This is a genomic window from Massilia sp. AB1 (assembly GCF_018119385.1).
Classification (GTDB): Bacteria; Pseudomonadota; Gammaproteobacteria; order Burkholderiales; family Burkholderiaceae_D; genus Telluria.
The window spans coordinates 78232-97641 of record NZ_JAGKSG010000017.1 but is presented as its reverse complement, the minus strand read 5'-3'; the positions used below and the strand labels follow the sequence as shown (position 1 = coordinate 97641).

13 protein-coding genes are annotated in these 19410 nt (G+C 66.4%); 2 read left to right on the top strand and 11 right to left on the bottom strand.

Annotated features, from left to right (window positions below; translation table 11 throughout):
* Positions 1-19: 19 nt before the first annotated feature.
* Complete coding sequence (locus J8847_RS12115; RefSeq protein WP_211524960.1) at positions 20-4378, bottom strand: EAL domain-containing protein; 4359 nt, start codon at positions 4376-4378, stop codon at positions 20-22.
* Between the two features lie 454 nt (positions 4379-4832).
* Positions 4833-6485 (bottom strand): M28 family metallopeptidase, encoded by a 1653-nt coding sequence (locus J8847_RS12110; RefSeq protein WP_307727516.1) that lies wholly within the window; start codon positions 6483-6485, stop codon positions 4833-4835.
* 128 nt (positions 6486-6613) lie between these two features.
* Between J8847_RS12110 and J8847_RS12105 the strand changes: the two genes are divergently transcribed.
* Entirely contained in the window at positions 6614-7063 is a 450-nt protein-coding gene (locus J8847_RS12105) for a nuclear transport factor 2 family protein (protein ID WP_211524958.1), read from the top strand.
* Positions 7064-7132: 69 nt separating this feature from the next.
* On the opposite strand, the gene J8847_RS12100 is transcribed toward J8847_RS12105, so the two are convergent.
* The 5 genes from J8847_RS12100 to J8847_RS12080 all read right to left on the bottom strand — a co-directional run bounded on the left by J8847_RS12100 (position 7133) and on the right by J8847_RS12080 (position 12800).
* The gene (locus J8847_RS12100) at positions 7133-7912 is read right to left on the bottom strand and encodes a PEP-CTERM sorting domain-containing protein (protein ID WP_211524957.1); all 780 of its coding nucleotides are present in this window, start codon (positions 7910-7912) and stop codon (positions 7133-7135) included.
* Between the two features lie 242 nt (positions 7913-8154).
* A complete protein-coding gene (locus J8847_RS12095) occupies positions 8155-10239 on the bottom strand; it encodes a M13 family metallopeptidase (protein WP_211524956.1) in 2085 nt (694 codons plus the stop codon).
* A gap of 155 nt (positions 10240-10394) precedes the next feature.
* Entirely contained in the window at positions 10395-11540 is a 1146-nt protein-coding gene (locus tag J8847_RS12090) for a branched-chain amino acid ABC transporter substrate-binding protein (protein WP_373888834.1), read from the bottom strand.
* Positions 11541-11584: 44 nt separating this feature from the next.
* Positions 11585-11794, bottom strand: coding sequence for a DUF2945 domain-containing protein (locus J8847_RS12085; protein WP_211524954.1), 210 nt, complete (start codon positions 11792-11794; stop codon positions 11585-11587).
* A gap of 103 nt (positions 11795-11897) precedes the next feature.
* Positions 11898-12800, bottom strand: coding sequence for a class I SAM-dependent methyltransferase (locus J8847_RS12080; protein ID WP_211524953.1), 903 nt, complete (start codon positions 12798-12800; stop codon positions 11898-11900).
* A 222-nt stretch (positions 12801-13022) separates the two neighbouring features.
* On the opposite strand from J8847_RS12080, the gene J8847_RS12075 reads away from it, so the two are divergent.
* The gene (locus J8847_RS12075) at positions 13023-14762 is read left to right on the top strand and encodes a methyl-accepting chemotaxis protein (protein WP_211524952.1); all 1740 of its coding nucleotides are present in this window, start codon (positions 13023-13025) and stop codon (positions 14760-14762) included.
* Between the two features lie 18 nt (positions 14763-14780).
* On the opposite strand, the gene J8847_RS12070 is transcribed toward J8847_RS12075, so the two are convergent.
* The 4 genes from J8847_RS12070 to J8847_RS12055 all read right to left on the bottom strand — a co-directional run bounded on the left by J8847_RS12070 (position 14781) and on the right by J8847_RS12055 (position 19397).
* Positions 14781-15860 (bottom strand): hypothetical protein, encoded by a 1080-nt coding sequence (locus J8847_RS12070; protein ID WP_211524951.1) that lies wholly within the window; start codon positions 15858-15860, stop codon positions 14781-14783.
* A 32-nt stretch (positions 15861-15892) separates the two neighbouring features.
* On the bottom strand, positions 15893-17203 hold the full coding sequence (locus J8847_RS12065; RefSeq protein WP_211524950.1) for a GGDEF domain-containing protein: 1311 nt from the start codon (positions 17201-17203) through the stop codon (positions 15893-15895).
* Positions 17204-17354: 151 nt separating this feature from the next.
* A complete protein-coding gene (locus tag J8847_RS12060) occupies positions 17355-18224 on the bottom strand; it encodes a hypothetical protein (protein ID WP_211524949.1) in 870 nt (289 codons plus the stop codon).
* Between the two features lie 9 nt (positions 18225-18233).
* Entirely contained in the window at positions 18234-19397 is a 1164-nt protein-coding gene (locus J8847_RS12055; protein WP_211524948.1) for a hypothetical protein, read from the bottom strand.
* Between the last annotated feature and the right edge of the window lie 13 nt (positions 19398-19410).

Here is a 19410-nt window from a genome sequence, read left to right as displayed (position 1 = left end):
AAATGTGAAGACATGGTGTTCACAGTACTTGCTTGGCCGGCGGGCTGGCGGCGTGCGCCAGGCCGTTGCCGTTGATGAGCCAGTGATAGCGGAAGGCTTCCGCGATGCTGGCGCGCATGGCCTCGTCGTCCCAGGGCTTGGCATGGAAGCGGAACACGGAGCCGCTGTTGGTGGCCGCGATGATGGCGTCGACCGCGGTGTAACCCGACAGCATGATGCGGATGGTGTCCGGGTAGATCGCCTTGACCCGCGCCAGGAATTCGGTGCCGCTCATGCCGGGCATGCGCTCGTCCGACAGCACCACCTGCACCTGGTTCATCGCCAGCAGCGCCAGCCCTTCCGCACCCGACTTGGCGCGCAGGATGCGGTAGCCGTCGCGCCGCAGCAGCCGGTGCAGGGAGGCCGCCACGTTCTCTTCGTCGTCGACGATGAGCAGGGTCGGCTGGCCGCAGGCTTCCTCCGCCACCTGCGGCATCGCCTGCTGCCCGGCCAGCAGGCGCTCGAAGTCCTCGGCCGCCAGCGGGCGGCTGAAGTAATAGCCCTGGATCTGGTCGCAGCGGTGCCGGCGCAGATAGGCGAACTGCTCCTCGGTCTCGACGCCTTCGGCGATCACCTGCAGCTGCAGGCTCTGGCCCAGCGTGATGATCGAGCGCGCGATCACGGCGTCGTCGGCGTCGGTGGTCAGGTTGCGCACGAAGGACTTGTCGATCTTGAGGACGTCGATCGGGAAGCGCTTGAGATAGGAAAGGCTGGAATAGCCGGTGCCGAAATCGTCCAGCGACAGCTTGACGCCCATCGCCTTCAGGCGCTGCATGACGTCCAGCGCGTGGTCGACGTCGGCCATGACCTGGCTCTCGGTCAGTTCGATGTCCAGGCAATCGGCGTCCAGGCCGGTGTCGGCCAGGGTCCGACCCACCAGGCCGACCAGGTCGTCGTGATAGAGCTGGCTGGCCGCCAGGTTGACCGCCACCCGCAGCTGCCCCGGCACCAGCCACTGCCACTGCTTGGCGTGGGCGCAGGCGGTGCGCATGACCCAGGCGCCGATCGGCACGATCAGGCCGGTCTCCTCGGCGATGCGGATGAAGCGGTCGGGGGCCACCATGCCCAGTTCCGGGTGGCGCCAGCGCAGCAGGGCTTCCATGCCCACGATGCGACAGGTGCGCGCATCGACCTGGGGCTGGAAATGCAGCAGCAGCTCGCCGCGCTCCAGGGCATGGCGCAGGTCGCGCTCGAGGCGCAGGCGGTCGCCGGCGTCCGCGTTCATGGCGGCGGTAAAGAATTGCGGGTGATTGCTGCGCGCTTCCTTCGCCCGCCGCATCGCGACACGGGCGTTCTTCATCAGAGTCTCGGCGTCCTCGCCGTCGTCCGGATAGGCGGCCAGGCCCACGCTCGAGCTCAGGAAATAGTCCTGCCCGTTGACCGGCAGCGGCGCCGCGATCGCTTCCTGGATGCGCTCGACCCTGGCCAGCACCGTTTCCTCGTCCATGCCGTCGGCGAACAGCAGCATGAGCTCGTCGCCGCCGACGCGCGCCGCCGTGTCGCCGGCGGCGAGCAGGCCCTGCACGCGCTGCCCGATCCGCTGCAGCACCATGTCGCCGGCCTGGTGGCCGAGGGTTTCGTTGACGAGCTTGAAGCGGTCCAGGTTGACGCAGGCGAGCCAGCCGCAGCTGCCCTGCTGCACCGCCCTGGCGATGGCGGCGCCGGCGCGGGCGGCCAGCAGCGAGCGCTTGGCCAGGCCGGTCACCGCATCGTAGTGAGCCTGGTACTCCAGTTCCGCCTGGTATTGCCTGGCGGCGCTGATGTCGTACATGACGTTCAGGAAGTGGGTCACCTTGCCGCCGGCGTCGCGCACCGGCGAGCAGTAGCATTCCATCCATACCAGGCTGCCGTCGGGCCGGTAGGTGCGGACCGCGGCATGGCCTTCGCGCTGCTGCGCCAGGGCCGCATCCAGCTCGGCGATGGCCTCCTGCTCGCGGTCGTCGCCCAGCAGGAACACGAGCGATTTTCCGATCGCCTCGGCCGCCGGATAGCCGGTCACGCGCTCGAATGCCGGGTTGACGTATTCGACCGGATAGTCCGGCGCCTGGGCGCTGCGGATCACGATCGGATTGGCGCTCGCTTCGAGCGCGCGGCGCTTCAGCCGCAGCCTTTCCTCGCTCTGGCGCGCCTGGTGCTCGGCGCGCTCGCGTCCGATGGCGATGCTGATCGTATGGGCGCAGGAGCCGAGGATCTCGAGTTCGACCGGCACCGGCGGGCGCGCCGCCTGGGTGTACACGTCGATGGTGCCGAACACCTCGCCGCTGCTGGACAGGATGGGATAGGACCAGCAGGCCCGCACCGCCGGCGCCAGCGCGGCCGGCCCGCCGTCCTGCCATGCCGGCTCGCCCCGCATGTCGGCGGCGATCACGGGGCGGCGCGCCAGCGCGGCGCGGCCGCAGGGCAAGGCCTGTTCGCCGACCGGCGTACCGTCGAGGGCCTGTCCCAGCCCCTCCGGCAGGCCGGAGGCCACCGCATGATGCAGGCGCTCCCCGTTCTCGCCGAGCAGCATGACGGCGCAGCCGGCCAGCGGGTCGGAGGCGGCGATGATGTGGGCCGCCGCCTCCAGCACGTCGAGCAGCATGGCGCCGGCAGCGATCTGTTCCAGCAGCCTGGTCTGCTCATCCTTGAACACGCGCAGCCTGCGGCGTTCGGTGATGTCGTCGAAATACACGGTCACGCCCTCGCTCGAGGGCGACACCCGCACCGCGAACCACCAGGCGCTGGGCGCATAAAAAAACTCGAAGGCGACCGTGTTGCCCTCGCCGGCCGCGCGCCGGTATTCCTGCTCGATCATGCTGCCGACCAGCTCCGGATACTCGTCCCACAGGCTTTTCCCGAGCAGCGACTCGCGCGTGCGGTTCAGCAGGCGCTCGGCTTCCTTGTTCACGTAGGTGAAGCGCCACTCGGCGTCGAGCGAATAATAGGCGTCGGTGATGGATTCGAGAATCGTGCCCAGGCTGGCGGCCAGGCGGGCGATGCGGTCGTTCGCCAGCTTGCTGTCGTGGTGGTCGGTGGCGCTGCCATACCATTTGACGATAGCGCCGCCGTCGTCGCGGATCGGCATGGCGCGCACCCGGTGCCAGCGGTAGCTGCTGTCGGCGGCCCTGAAGATGCGGTATTCGGTCTCGAACACCTCGCCGCTGTCCACCGCGGCGCGCCAGGCGGCCAGGGTGGGCGCGATGTCGTCCGGGTGCAGGATCCGGGTCCAGCCCTGGCCGGGTCCGAACAGGTCGGCCTGGCCGGAATAGGTGCGCGACAGGTCGTTGGCGTAATCGACGACGCCGTCGGGCTCCGCCGTCCAGACGATCTGGGGCATCGCATCGGCCAGGCTGCCGAAGCGCTGGTCGCTGCGGAACAGGCTCTCGGCCGCCTGCGCTTCGCGCGCCGCCTGCTCCGCCGCCTGGCGCGCCGCGTCGCGTTCGCGCAGGCCCCTGAGCATCACCCAGGCGGTCCACACCAGCACCAGGGTCAGGATGCCGGTGCTCCACGCGGCCGCCTGGCGCACGCGGTAGTACGGCGCCAGCACCGCCTCGAGCGAGCGGCCGATCGCGAGCGTCAGGCCATACTGGGGCAAGCTATGCCACGCATACTGGCGTTCGAGGCCATCGATGGGAGAAGCCATGCGGAACACGCCCGACAAAGGAGCAGCCGGTTCGATGAACGGCGCCTTGTCCATGCTGCGGCTTTCGCCATCGGGCGGCGCCGGCGAGCGCGCCAGCACCTGTCCGCCCGCATGCGCGAGCAAGATCACCGAGTCGTTCCCCAGTACGATCTTGTGCGAAAAGCGCAGGAAGTAATCGGGCGCCACCGACAGCGCGATGACGCCGGCGAAGCGTCCGTTCCTGATCACGGGTCGTGCGAACACGATGCCGCGGCGCCCGGAAACACGCCCGGTCAGGGGCTCGCTGACGGTCAGGCGGTCGCGCGTGGCGTCGCGCAGCGCGGTGAAATAGTCCCGGTCGCTCAGGTCGACCTTCCCCGCCTCGACGCCGCGGTTGGTGAACACCAGCCTGCCGTCGGCGTCGAGGATGCTGATCCAGACGGTGGTCGTCTCGTCGAGTTGCGACTGGCGCAGGCGCAGCTTGCCGGCGAAATTCGCGGGTTCCTCCAGCCACCGCTCGCGCAGGTCGACCAGGGTCCGTTCGACCGCCCGCACCGAGGACTGGGTCTCTTCGGCCATGATCCGGGCCAGGTTGCCGGTGTCGGTACCCGCATCGACGAGCGCCTGCTCGCGCACATGCTGCAGGAAGGCCGCGGCCACCAGCCACAGCGCCGGCAGCAGGCAGGCCAGCAGGATGGCCGGCTGCCTTGCCCGCAGGCCGGCCAGGGCATGCGTCACGCGCGTTCTCGCCTGGCCACCAGTGCCGGACGCACGCGGCCCCGTATGCTCCCTACCATCGTTTTCTGCGGCTTCTGACAAGTCCGGCTCCCAGTGAAAATCATCCAGCGCCAACAGCCGGGCCCGGTCAACGGGTCTTCGCTGCTTGGAAGTGTTTCCTTCGGGTTCACGGAAGGTGGAGACTACCGGTGGGAGATGCTGGAAGGCCACCGGGACTGCGCAAGCGTGTCATACGTGACAAGGTCGCTTCACAATTCGGAAAATATTACCACGTGGATACTTTTGATTCTTCAGAGAAATCACGAAATCTTGAACGAGTGTTGCTTGAGCGCCGCAGCACAGCGTCGGGCAGGTAGGAACGGTGGTTTTAAACGTGGGGTGTCATGACAGAAAATAACAACGCCACCGAAAACGGTGGCGTTTCGTGCTCCAGCCTGAGTTGTCTGGCTATTTACTATTTACGCTCTGCAGCGGACTTGTCGCGCGCCGCGCGGAATTCCGAGTCGGCAGCCCAGTTCGGCCAGGCCGTCGAATTGGCCAGTTCGGAACCCAGCGCGTACAGCACCTCGAGGTCGCGCGCCATGCCGGTGAAGGTCCAGGCCGGATCGAATTCGTCCGAAGGCTGGTGGTAGTTCTTCTCTGTATAGGCCTCTTCCGCCGCCTTGCCGGCCGCGACGCCGCCATCGGCCCAATCGTTGCCGGAACCGAAGGAAATCGCCGGCACGCCGCGCTTGGCGAAGGGGAAGTGATCGGAGCGGAAGAAGTAGCCCGCCTCCGGCTTGGGATCCGGCGACAGGCGCATGTCCCACTGCCTGGCCTTGGCCACCAGGCGGTCGAGCAGCTCCAGCTTCGCGCTGCCCGAGATGTTGAAGTCGCGTGCGGGACCGCGCGGGCCGAGCGCATCCATGTTGATCAGGGCCACCGTCGAGGCCAGCGGATACAGCGGATTCGAGGCGTAGTATTCGGAGCCCAGCAAGCCCTTCTCTTCCGCCGTCACCGCCAGGAACACGACGCTGCGCTGGGGCGCGGGCTGCTTGCCGTAGGCGCGCGCCAGCTCCAGCATGGCGGCGATCCCGGTCGCGTTGTCGATCGCGCCGTTGTAGATCTTGTCGCCCTTGGCGTCGGGCTGGCCGACGCCAAGATGGTCCCAGTGGCCGCTGTACATCACGACCTGCTTCGGCTGCTTGCTGCCTTCGCGGATCGCCACCACGTTCTTCGACTTGATGACCTGGGTGTCCACCGCGTAGTCGGCCGACAGGCTCACGCCCTTCAGCTCGACCGGCTTGAAATCGCGGGACTGGGCCTGCTTCTTGGCCGCGTCGAAATCCAGGCCCGCCGCCTTGAAGATGCCGGCCGCCAGGTCGCGCTGGATCCAGGCTTCCATCGGCGCATGCGACTTGCGCGGCTCCTTGCGCACCACGTCGTACATCACGTTGGTGTTCGAGTTCTGCACCGTCGGCCAGCCGTAGGAAGCGGGCGCGGTCTCGTGCACGATGATGGTGCCGAGCGCGCCGCGGCGCGCCATCTCTTCATACTTGTAGGTCCAGCGGCCGTAATAGGTCATGGCCTTGCCGCCGAATTCGCCTTGCCCGGTCTCGAAGTCCGGATCGTTGATCAGGACCACGGCAAGCTTGCCCTTCAGGTCCACGCCCTTGAAGTCATCCCACTTGCGCTCCGGCGCGGTAACGCCGTAGCCGACGAAGACCAGCGGCGCGTTCTTGAAGGAGACCTGCTTCAGGCCGCTCATCGAGGCGCGCACCGCCATGTCGGGGCCTTGCGCCAGCGTGCGGCTGGTCCCGCCCTCGGTCAGGGTCAGCTTGACCGGTCCCTTGATCTCGAAGCGGCCGAGCGGCACGTCCTGGGTCCAGGCGCGCTTGCCGCCCGCCAGGTCGCCGCCCGGCTTCAGGCCGGCGGCCTTGAATTCCTGCACCAGGTAGTCGACGGTCTTGTTCTCGCCCGCCGTATTCGGGCCGCGGCCTTCGAATGCGTCCGAGGACAGGACCTTCACGTCCTGGGCCAGGCGCTTGGGATCGAAGCTGGGGCCATCGGCGGCGTAGGCGGCCTGGGCTGCAGCCAGCCCCATCAGTACAAGGGTAGCGTTCTTCAATGCGGTCTCCATTGCAATAAGAAATAGCAAGGCGGCCACAGTAACATAGGTCGCGCCCGCCGTGACGGGTTCTCCTTGACGGCTGCGCTTCCTGGCACATACTGGAAATTCACCCACAGGAGGTTCTCATGAACGAGCAGCAGAATGTCCAGATGATCCAGCAAGCCTACGCGGCCTATGGGCGTGACGAACTCGACCAGGTGCTGGCCTGCATGGAAGACCAGGTCGAATGGGAGTTGCCGGACGTGCCGGGCCTGCCCTTCACCGGCAAGCGCCACGGCTGCGACCAGGTGGCCGAATTCTTCCGCACGCTCGGCGAGATGCAGGCGGTGCGCGAATACGCCCCGAAGGAATTCATCGCCCAGGGCGACAAGGTGGTGGTGCTGGGGCATGGCGCCTGGACCGCGAAAGATACGGGCATGGATTTCGAGAGCGACTGGGTGCACATCTTCACGATCCGGGACGGGCGCATCGCGGCCTTCCGCGAGTTCCTGGACACCAATGTTGCCGTGGAAGCCTTCCAGTGCTATCCGGCCAGCGCCGGCGCCAGGACCGCCGGCAATCCGGCGCTGAGCTGAGCCTTGTTTCCAACAAAAACGCCAACCCCGTAGGGTTGGCATTCGTGTGTCGGCTGCGTCGGGTAAGGCTTAAGCCTTCGCCTGCTTGCGACGGCGCACTGCCGCCAGGGTGCCGGCGCCCAGCATCAGCAGGGCTGCGCTGGCCGGTTCCGGCACGTCGCCCGGCGGCGGCAGTTCGCCGCCGAAGCCGTCGATATAGGCATAGCCCAGGTGGCCGGTCGGCTGGCAATCGGCTGCCAGCAGGGAGATCGTGAAATCGTGGCCCGACAGCGAAGCATCGATGGACAGCTGCTCGATCTGCCATTGCGGGGTGTAGAAGTAGTTGCCGAGGGCGCTGAAGCGGCCATCCACGCCGCCGCCGCCGTCGTACACGCGGCTGATGAGCAGCTGGCCGGTGGTGTCGTCACGCAGCTCGATGACCATCAATGCCGATTCGCTCGGATCGTGGGCGCCCTCGATCACGGCTTTCCATGCGAAGAAGATGTCGCTCTCGGTGTAGTTCAGCACCTTCTGGCTGATCACCGAAGCGTAGCCGCCGGTGGTGGTGTCTTCGGCACGGTAGGAATAGCCGCCCGAGTAGACGGTCGAGCCCAGGGCTGCACCGACGATCGGGTCGACAGTGCCGGCGGTGATGATGGAGGAACGTGGCGACGGCCCCTCGTATTGCGAGCCGCCAGGAAGAAAGTCCGCCGGCACCAGAGGGTTTGCCACGTCCCAGCGGCCGCCGCCGCCGGTCGTCCAACCATTCGTATTGCCGTCTTCAAAACCGCCGTTGATCAGCGGTGCAGCCTGGGCCGAACCAGCAGCTGCGACGAACAGCAGAGCCGGCAGAACTTTGCAGAATTTCATGTTGATCTCCCATCAGATAGTGACATTAAGTTTTAAGGTGTTACGGAAAGTCACCTGAGCATGAAATGTGCCAGTAACTTATCTGATTGATATCAAACAAGAAATTATTTTTTAGTCAAACCTTTTGCTTGCTTTTGTTAAATTATTCGACACCGGAAATGTAACCTCCAGTCAATTTAATTTGCTGCCGACAATATTTCGTTGAGCGAGAAGTACGAAAACCTGCCGGCAGCAAACAGGGCTTACCAGAAAATCACACGATCCTGGGGCGCCAGGTACATCTTGTCGCCCGGCTTCACATCGAAGGCTTCATAAAAGCCCGGATGGTTGCGCAGGCTGCCGTTGACGCGGAACTCGGCCGGCGAATGCGGATCGGCCTTGATCTGGGCGATCAGGCTGGCGTCGCGCGCCTTGCCGCGGCGCGCCTGGGCCAGGCCCATGAACAGGCGCTGCTCGGCCGTGAAGCCGTCGATCACCGGGCCCGGCTTGCCCTTCAGGTAGATCTTGTAGGCGCGGCTGGCCATGATCGCGCCGGCGTTGTCGGCGATGTTCTCGCCCAGGGTCAGTTCGCCGTTCAGGTGGTAGCCCGGCAGCGGGCTGTAGGCGCCGTACTGCGCCACCAGCACCTTGCCGCGCGCCGCGAACTGCTCCGCATCCTGCCTGGTCCACCAGTTGCGCAGGTTGCCGTCGCCGTCGAACTGTGCGCCCTGGTCGTCGAAGGCGTGGCTGATCTCGTGGCCGATCGAAATGCCGACCGCGCCGTAGTTCACCGCCGGTTCGGCGCTGGCGTCGTACAGCGGATACTGCAGGCGCGCCGCCGGGAACACGACTTCGTTCAGCTCCGGGTTGTAGTAGGCGTTGACGGTCTGCGGCGACATGGCCCAGGCGCTGCGGTCGACCGGTTTGCCCAGGCGGTTCACCTCGTAGGCATGGCCGAACTCGCGCGCACGCATCACGTTGCCGACCAGGTCGCCGCGCACGATGTCCAGGCCGGAATAATCGCGCCACTTGTCCGGGTAGCCGATCTTGACGCTGATCTTGGACAGCTTCAACTGGGCCTGCTTCTTGGTCTCCGGGGTCATCCAGTCGAGCATCTCGATGCCTTCGCCGAAGGCGGCAATGAAGTTCCTGGCCATCTCCTCGACCTGCTGCTTGCGCTCGGCCGGGAAGTGCTGGGTTACGTAGGCCTTGCCCACCACTTCGCTCAGGTTGCGGTTGATCTCGGCGATCGCGCGCTTTTCCAGCGGGCGGTTGACCTTGGCGCCCGAGAGCACGGCGCCGCGGAAGGCGAAGCTCTCGTCCACGAAGGGCTGCGACAGGTAGGGAGCGTAGGCGCTCAGCAGGCGGAATTCGAAGTAGGACTTCCACACGGGCAGCGCGGTGGCCGCGATCAGCTTGTCGAGCGCGGACAGGTAGCTCGGCTGGCTGACGATCAGGGAGTCGATCTTGCCCTTGGCGCCCACGCCTTCCAGGTAGGCGTTCCAGTCGAAGCCCGGAGTCAGGCCCGGCATCTGCGCCAGGCTGTATTTGTTGTAGGCCTTGACCGGGTCGCGGTTCTCGACCGCGCTCCACTGCACCCGCGCCAGCTCGGTTTCCAGCGCCACGATCTGCGCCGCCTTGGCCGCGGCGTCGGCATGGCCGGCCAGCGCCAGCATCTTCTCGACATGCTGCTGGTACTTGGCGCGGATGTCCTTCAGACGCGCGTCGGTGGTGGAGAGATAGTAGTCGCGGTCGGGCATGCCGAGGCCGGACTGCACGATGTCGACGATGTAGCGGGTGGAGTCCTTGTTGTCCTGGTGGACCGCCATGTCGAGCGGGCTGCCGGCGCCGATGCGCGAAAAGCGCGCCATCAGCGCGGCCAGCGCGCGCTTGTCCTGCAGGGCCGCGACCCGCGCCAGCTCCGCCTTCAGGGGCGCCAGGCCCAGCTCGTTGCGGCGCTTCTCGTCCAGGTAGCTGGTGTAGAAATCGCCCATCTTCTGGGCGTCGGAGCCGCGCGCCGCGTCCCTGGCGGCGGCGGCCTGCTCGACGATCGTGCGCAGCTGCTGCTCCACCTTGTCCTGGGCGATGTTGAAAGCGCCCCAGCTGGAACGGTCGGACGGGATGTCCACGTTCTTCAGCCAGCCGCCCTGGGTGTAGCGGAAGAAATCGTCCTGCGCGCGCACGCCGCGGTCCATCGACGCGACGTCGATGCCCGATACCGCGCCGGCGCTTGCCGCGGGCGCAGGCATGGGCGCAGGGGCGGCATCATGCGCGCCATCATGCGCACCGGCGTGGGCGGCGACCGTAAACAAGCCCGCAATCAGACTGCTGCACAAACGACGCTTCATGTCTCTCTCCAATATGGTTGTTGTTGTGAACCGAGCGATCCTAATCCACGGGCGTGGCGCTGCCAAGCGCATTTGGATATGCATGGAGAGGGTGACGGAAAAGCGCAACAAGGCCCGTCAATACAGGCCGTATGAAAAATGCGCCGGCCGCTGCTTTATTGGGCGCGCAGCACCTGCAGCTTGGTCTTCCTGCCCTGGCGGTAGGTGTACAGGGTAAGTGCCGCGTCGCGCAAATCGCCCCTGGCGTCGAAGGCGATGGGGCCGGTGATGCCCGCATGCTCGATCTTCGCCAGCGCCGGCAGGAAGCGGGCCGGCGCGCTGGACTGTGCCTGCTGCATGGCGGCGGCGAACACCATGACCGCATCGTAGGCATAGGGCGCATAGGTCTGCAGCGGGTAGCCGTAGCGCTGCCGGTAGCGTTCGCCGAAGGCGGCGAAGGCGGCTTCGCCGGCCTGCTCGACGCCGCCGGCCACCGCGCACCACACCTTGTCCTCGCCCAGCGCGTCGCCGGCCAGCTGCGGCAGCTTCTCGGAACAGACGCCGTCGCCCGCCACCAGCCTGGCCTGGATGCCGAGCGCCTTCATCTGCTTGAGCATGGGTCCCGCCACCGCATCCATGCCGCCGTAGAAGATCACGTCCGGCTGGCGCGCGCGGATCTGGGTCAGGATGGCGCTGAAATCGCTTGCCTTGTCGTGGGTGAACTGGCGGCTGACGATGGCGGCGGCGCCGCCCGCCTTCACGGCCCGCACGAATTCGTCGGCCAGTCCCTGGCCGAAGGCGGTGCGGTCGTCGATGACGGCGATCTTCTTCGCCTTGAGCCTGTCGACCGCCTGGCGCGCCAGGGCGCGGCCGATCAGCTTGTCGTTGGCGACCACGCGGAAGGCGGTTCGATATCCCTGCTGGGTGTAGAGCGGCGTGGTGGCGGCCGGCGAGATCTGGGGAATGCCGGCGCTCGCATACAGCTTCGAGGCGGGCACGGTGGTGCCGGAATTCAGGTGGCCCACCACGGCCACCACGCCCGCGTCGACCAGCTTCTGCGCCACCGCGGTGCCGGTCTTCGGGTCGCTGCCGTCGTCCTCGGCCTGCAGCACCCACTTGAGCTTCTTGCCGCCGATCGTGACGCCTTTCGCATTCAGGTCGTCGACCGCCATGCGGGCGCCGTTCTCGATGTCCTTGCCCAGGTGGGCGCCGGGTCCGGACAGGGGCGAGGCGCTGCCGATCCGGATCTCGGACTGGGCCTGTGCGAGGGGGACGGAAAGAAGAAACGACGACAGCAGCAAGGCAGTTGAACGCATGGACATCTTCCTGGATGAGATGCCTGCGATTGTACTGCCGGGACAGACTATCAGCGCTTTTTCAGGGCCTCGGCCTTGTGCGCCGCTTCGGCGCCGGTCTTGTCGCTGACGACCAGGTATTCCGGATGCTCGCTCGATGCGGCGACGTGGTGCCCCTTGATGTCGGTGGGCGAGGTCAGCTTTTTCTTGACCGTGCCGCGCACCACGCCTTGCGCCGACTTCCACTCCACCTTGTCGCCGGCCTTGAATGTGTCCGTCATGATCTTCCTTCGCGTGTTCGGAAAACAGGATGTCCCGCCGTGCTCCCGGGGGACCACGGCGTATTGGACCACGGATCCGGCGGCGCTGTCGCCGCATCCGCCTTCAGTGCAGGGACGCAGCGCCCTTGTTGACCACGACTTCCAGGTACTCGGCCGGAATGACCAGCGCGCCCGGCCCGGCCGTGTTGGCGCCTTCAAACAAGGCCAGGACATCCTGCTCCAGGGCGCGCTGCCCTTGCTGGTCCAGGTTGCGGAAGGCCATATGGGTGGGACCGTAGAAGTCGCGGAACACCTGCAGCATGTGCGCCGGCGATTCGTAGCGGAAGTTGAAGATCCGGCGCTCGAATCGGGCGTCGCCGGCATGCACCCCGAACAAGCTCCGCACATGGTCTTCCTTGCCCCACAGCAGCGGCGACTGCAGGCCCGCCGGCGGCGGCACGTACTTGCCGATGGTCTTGAACAGCTGGCCGAGGAAGCCTTCCGGCGTCCAGTTGGCGAAGGCGATGCGGCCGCCCTCGCGCACCACGCGCAGCATCTCGCCGGCCGTGCGCGCATGGTTGGGGGCGAACATGACGCCGAAGGTGGACAGGGCCGCGTCGAAGCTGCCGTCGGCAAAGGGCAAGGCCTCGGCGTCGGCTTCGCGGAACTCGACCGCCAGGCCCTCTGCGGCGGCGCGCAGCCGTCCCTTCTCCAGGAGCGCCGGCACATAGTCGGTGGATACCACCTGGGCGAAGCGGCGGGCCGCGGCCAGGGTGGCGTTGCCGTTGCCGGCGGCGATGTCGATCACCCGCTCGCCGGCACGGATGTCCGCGGACTCGGCCAGGTTCTCGCCGACGATCTGCAGGGTCACGCCGATCACGGCGAAATCGCCGCTGGCCCAGGTGGCCTGCTGGCGGCGCTTGATGGCGTCGAAATCGGGGGTGGCTGTCGCCGGCTGGGCGGCAGGCTGGGCGGTGGATGGGGCGGGCTGGCCTGCCGGCTGGGACGGCTGCGTGGGTTGACTCATGAAGACCTCCTCGATGTGGACCGGACGGGACGCCGGCCAAAGTGTGACCACCCGCGCCGGGTACAGTTCGCGGGTCCTTGCGCCAGCCGACATCCTGTGCGGCCGCGCCATTGTCTAATGCCTGAAAGCTATTCCTTCTATTAGTTTCCAATAGGAACTAACTCATGGTAGTCTGCCCGCCGCAAAAAGCGCCTTGAACCAGCTTCGACCACAAAGAGAAAAATGACAACCTGGACAATGAAAAAAACCTTCACCCTCGCCCTGCTGGGCTGGGTCGTTCTCGCACTCCTGTTCGGCGGCGCCCTCTACCGCGTCCGCCAGACCCAGGCGCAGGTGTCGCTCGCCAACGAGGCGCGCTACCAGTCCTATATCCTGGCCGACGAGCTGCGCCAGAGCTCGGACGACCTCACCCGCCTGGCGCGCACCTACGTGGTCACGGGCGACGCCAAGTACGAGCAGCAATACCTCGAGATCCTGGACATTCGCAGCGGCAAGAAGCCGCGCCCGCAGAACTACGAGCGCATCTACTGGGACTTCGTGGCGGCCGGCGAAAGCATGCCGCGCCCGGGCGGCGAGACCATCGCCCTGTCCGAGCTGATGAAACGGGCCGGTTTCTCGGAGCAGGAGTTCGCCAAGCTCAAGGAAGCCGAGAACAACTCCAACGCCCTGGTCAAGACCGAAGTGGTGGCCATGAACGCGGTCAAGGGCCTGTTCGACGACGGCAGCGGCCGCTTCGTGGAAAAAGACGGCCCGGACATGGAAATGGCGCGCAAGCTGCTGCACAGCGACGACTACCACCGCTTCAAGGCCCAGATCATGAAGCCGGTCGACGCCTTCCTCGGCCTGCTGGACGAGCGCACCGGGCAAGCCGTGGCCAAGGCCGAGGAAGCGAGCCGCCAGGCCTTCCTGGTCGCCGTCCTGCTGCTGCTGGCCTCGGTGCTGCTGGTGGCGGGCGGGCTGTTCGCGGTCTACCGCCGCCTGAGCCTCCAGCTGGGCGCGGAACCGGCCGAGACCCAGCACCTGGCCTCCGAGATCGCCGCCGGCAACCTGGCGGTGGCGATCGACCTGCGCGCGGGCGACGACAGCAGCCTGCTGCACGCGATGCGCACCATGCGCGACAACCTGGCGCGCGTGATCGGCGAGCTGCGCCACGGCACCCAGACCATCGCCAGCGTCTCGGGCCAGATCGCGGCCGGCAACCAGGACCTGTCGGAACGCACCGAGCAGCAGGCCGGCTCGCTGGAAGAAACCGCCTCCTCGATGGAAGAGCTGACCGCCACGGTGCGCCAGAACGCCGACAACGCACGCGAAGCCAACGAGCTCGCCCTCAACGCCTCGAACATCGCGGCCAAGGGCGGTGCGGTGGTGGCGCGGGTGGTCGACACCATGGGCGCGATCGACGCCTCCTCGCGCAAGATCGTCGACATCATCGGCGTGATCGACAGCATCGCCTTCCAGACCAATATCCTGGCGCTGAATGCGGCGGTGGAAGCGGCGCGCGCCGGCGAACAAGGGCGCGGCTTTGCCGTGGTGGCCTCGGAAGTGCGCAACCTGGCGCAGCGCTCGGCCGCCGCCGCCAAGGAAATCAAGGAACTGATCGGCGACTCGGTCGGACAGGTCGACGTCGGCAGCAAGCTGGTGAGCGAAGCGGGGATGACCATGACCGAGGTGGTCGACAGCGTCAAGCGCGTCACCGCCATCATGAGCGAGATCCTGGCCGCCAGCCGCGAGCAGAGCGCCGGCATCGACCAGATCAACCTCGCCATCACCGGCATGGACCAGGGCACCCAGCAGAACGCGGCCCTGGTGGAAGAAGCGGCCGCCGCCTCGCAGGCGATGTCGGAACAGGCGCGCCACCTGGCCGAGGTGGCCAGCGTGTTCCAGCTGGAACATGGGCACGCGGCGGCGCCGGTCGCGCCACGCCAGCTTCCTGTTCGGGCGCTGACGGCACGGGCGGCTTGACGAACCAGGTCCTGGCTCTCAGTCCGGATCGTCGCCGAAGTCGTCGAGCGCCCGGATCCAGGCTTTCAGTTTCGCCGGATTGTGCAGCGTGGCCAGGTCGCGCTGCAGTTGGGCGTCCTGTTCCTTCAGCTCCTCGATATCGGCCCCCAGCTCGATCAGCAGCATGCCGGGAAGCAGGCGCTGGGCGGGGTCCCCGCCCGGGCCAAGAATGCGCGCCGCCTCGCTTTCCATGGCGGCGGTCTCGCGCTCCAGGAACTTGAGTTCTTCTTTCAGCAACTTGACGCACTCGGCCAGCTGCTTTTCGCTCAGGCGCTCCGCCAGGCCCAGCTGCTCGGCCTCGAACTGCACCTCCAGCAGGCCGGCCAGGTCGCCAGCCTCCTGGGCGCTACGGGCGCGCTGCAGCAGGTCCTGCGCCGGGGCTGCCTCCAGCGCCACGCCGAGGCGAGCGGAGAGCGCCTGCACGATTTCCTCAATTCGCTTGCTGTCCGAGGCCCAGACATCGTTTGCCTGTTCGATGGCAGCCAGGCGCCGCTCTGCGCGCGCACGTTCCATTTGCTCGTCCTCTTCCAGCAGCTCCAGGATCGTGCTCCGTCCTTCCGGGGTAGCCAGGTCGATGTTTTCGTCAATCTCCTCGCCCAGCGCCTCGCTCAGCATCGCCCGCAATTCCCGGCCGGCGCGGTCGTCCTCGTCCTCGTCCTCATCCTCGTCGTCCTCGTCGTCGTACGGCGGTTCGCCGGCGTGGCGGTCGCACAATGCTTCCAGCTCGGGATCGTCCCCTTCGTCCAGCAGCTCGATCGCCCCGTCGAAGATGAAACCGGACAGCGTGACGCGTTCCTCTTCGTCGAGCGCCTCCGATCCATGTTCGCGGTCCAGCAACAGCAGCAGTTCTTTCAGGCGCCGGTCGACGCTTGCACTCAGGGGAGCGAGCTCGGCCCTGGCGAGGCGCTCGGCTTCATCGTGTGCGTTTTCCCAGGCCGCCGCCACGCTGCGCGCCGCCTGTAGTTTCTCGGCGAGCGGGGCGAACTGCCTGCGCGCCTGGGATGCGGACTTGCCGCCTGGCAGGGCGGGACGGCGAGAGGAATGCCTGGATGACGACATGCTTGGCTCCGAAAGAAAAAGATGATGCCGGCTTAGACCGGACGGATGCACACCTGGTTGCGCCCGTTCTCCTTGGCTTCATAGAGCATCGCATCGGCGCGCAGGAACAGCTCGTTTTCGCTCTTGTACTCGGGGAAGGCGGCCATGCCGCCGCTGAACGAGAAATGGCGCACGTCGCCGGGCGCGACCTCGAAAGCGGTGGCGCAGAAGGAGCTCCGCATCGCGTCCAGGCGGCGCTGCCCTTCCTCCAGGGTGGTGTTCCAGAACACCACCACGAATTCCTCGCCGCCGAAGCGGCTCAGCAGGTCGCCCTCTTCCACGTGCTGGGCCAGCGCCAGCGACAGGCGCTTGATCACGATGTCGCCGAAATGGTGGCCCCAGGTGTCGTTGATGGTCTTGAACTTGTCGATGTCGACCACGCCCAGGCTCAAGGGCACTTCCTCGCGCGCCGCCTGGCGCACCAGTTCCTGGGCCTTCTTCTGCAGGCCGACCTTGTTCAGCAGCCCGGTGGCGCGGTCCTTGCCGATCAGGTCCTTGTTGACGCGGATCTTGTCGGCGCGGTTGATCAGCTGCCCGGCCAGCAGCACCGGTTCGGTCGCCTGCATGATGGCGTCGAAGCCGCCGGCCAGCGCGCGCCTGGTCAGGTTGGCGTCGAGGCGCTGCTGCAGCAGCATGATCTCGCGCACCGGATCGGCTTCGACGTTCTTCTTGAGGATGCGGACGATGGCTTCGTTGCGCTCGAACTCCGCTTCGGTGATCAGGACCATCTCGGGCTGGACGTCCTTCACCCGCAGGTGCAGGGTCTGGGCGTCCGTATGGCGCAGCAGTTCCAGGCGGCGGCGCAGCAGCGCGTCCTCGTCCAGGCCCGGGACCTCGCCGAGCACCATCAGGCGAATCAGGTCGCCCCGCTTTTTCTGGATGAAGAGGTTGAACAGCTTGTCGACCAGCAGGTCGTTCGGGATCGGCTTCTCGGCATAGGCCAGGCAGTTGCTGTCGACCAGGCGCTGCTGCAGCAGGAAGCGGCTGCCCTGGCGCGCGCTTTGCAGGTAGACGTAGGAGTGATTGGCGGGCAAGCGCTGCAGCAGTTCGCCCAGCATCAGGGTCTTGCGCTTGTCCTCCATGTCGGACTGCATGTTGTGCAGCGCATCGAGGTCGATCACGAACAGGCTGTTGCCGGTGTCGGCCTCCACGGCCTTGACGAAATCTTTGACTTCGCAGAAAAACCGGAAGTCGAAATCGTATTTGTGGGCGTGCAGCTGCAGCTCGTCCTGGTTATCCTTGATCGTGAAGTTCTGCGACAACAGCAGTACGTGATTCCGGTAAAGCGGCGCCTCGCTCGTCATGTCTCATCAGCTTTCATCGTCGTGCCGGCGGCCTTCGCTGCCGCGCGCTCAGACACAAGGATGCCGATCAAACCAGCTGATGGCAAGCAAAACCCATGCGGCATGGCGGCAAGCCGGTGCGATATTGCCGCATGGAATTACTCAGCAGGATTCAGGCGGCGACCTTGAACGCGGTATAGATGTCGCGGCTCCAGGAGACATTGCGCTGGCCGCTGACCAGGCGCGCGAAGTCCTTCAGCATCAGCCAGCGCGCATTGCCGCTCGGGTAGCAGTTCAGGTAGCGGCGGTTGTCCTTCTCGCCCGAGCGCCAGGGCGTCGAGATCAGGGTGTGGCGCCCGGTGGCGGTGATGCGCTTGAGGGTCGGCACGTAGTGGCTGGTGTAGACCGGGTCGAAGTAAGGCGTGCCGGCGCGGCTGCCGCCGTAGACGATGGGCACGTTGGCCGCCATCGCGATGATCTGCTTGACCGGCAGCGCGCGCAGGGCTTCCAGCTCGGGCGAGCAGCGCTCGTTATTCGACAGCACCAGCAGCGGCGCGTTCTTGGATGCGGCCAGGTAGACGTGGATATTGCTGCCGAAGCTGGAGAAAGGCTGGTCGACGAAGTCGCCGAACATGTATTCCAGCGAAGCGATCAGCGGATCGACCGTACCGAAGGCCGGCCGCCCGGTCATCAGCTTGCCGATCGAGCGCAGGCCGGAGAAGCGGCCCACGTGGTGCTGGTTGCGGAACACCGTCTCGGCTTCCTCGTGGCACAGCGATTCGATGCTCACCTTGTTGCGGCCGGTGGCGAAGGCCAGGAAACCGAACAGCGCATACACCGAGCCCGAGAAGGCATGGATCTCGCCGAAGCGCGCCAGGCGCTCCATGCCGATGGCGTTGAGCACGATGTACTGGCGGGTGAAGCTCGGCCCGGTGCTGTCCAGCAGCAGGCAGGAGTCTTCCGGGGCGTGGCGGGCCAGATCGTCGCCGATCTCGGCCACGACACGCTTCTTGAGCGACAGGATATTGGCTGGAACTTGCATGGAATGTCCTTAGTAGATGAAAACGACTTCCGCGAACGCCACGGTGTTTTTCTTGATGCTGCCGAAGAAACTCTCTTCCTTCCCTTTGAACACGTCCGCTCCAGCCAAGAACTTGATGTGGTCGGAATAGCGCAGGCTCACCCGTGGACGGATGGCGTAGTCGTGCTCGCGCAGGTTCACCATGCCGACCAGCTCGTAGTCGACGCGGTCGTTCCACAGGCGCTGCCCATAGCGCACCGTGAAACCGTCCTGGTATGTGTGAAACTGGTTGTTGGCGATGCGCAGGCGGCGCCGCAGCGCTTCTTCCGCCGGCGTGATATTGCCGATCACGGGCGCCTCGCCGAAATGGCGGAAGAAATACTGGACGCTGGCCGTGGCGGCGCCGGGCAGGTTGGTCTCGGCGCCGACGATGCCGTACCAGTGCGACAGGCGGCCGTCCGTGGCGCCGTAGCGGGTGTCGCGGTAGCGCAGGCGCGCCAGCTCGCCGCGCAGGCCCCAGGCGCCCACCGTGGCGGCGCCGTCGATGCCGAAGGCGCGCAGCGGGGCATAGCCGCGGCTTGCGCCCAGGATGCGGTTGGCCGGCCCGCGAATCAGCTGCAAGGAACGCAGTTTTTCCAGGCCGTCGAAGTAAGACACCGACCAGTCGAGCGACTCGCCCGTGTGGTCGAACTTGAGCGCGTATTCGGTTTCGTCATCGTGCGGACGCGCCGGCAGGGCCAGTTCATTGTTGTCGCTCGGTCCCTTGCTGGGCCGGAAGCGCTTGGCCAGCACGCTCAGGCGCCCTGCCTCGCCCAGCTCGCGGGTCACGCTCAGCGCGGGCGCGCCGATGCGCTGGGTTTCGTCGACCGTGAACGGCGAGGTGTAGTCGCGCGCCGTCAGGTTGTCGGTCGGGTTGACGCGGTCGGCCCTGCCCCAGGCCACGATCTGCGGTCCCAGGCGCACCGTGGTAGCTTCCCCGTCCCACTGCAGGTAGGCCTCGCGCAGGGCGGTGCGGGTGTCATCGCCACGCTGCTGGGGGAACTGGTAGATGGTGGCGTCGACCTTCAGGCGGATGCTGTCGGCCAGGTCGGCGCCGGCGCTGGCCGCGACGGCGCGCGCCAGCACGCCGCTGCGCTCGTCCAGCACGCGGTTGCCGCTCCAGGCGCCCACGGTCAGGGAGGCATTGAATTGCACGTCTTGCGCGGCA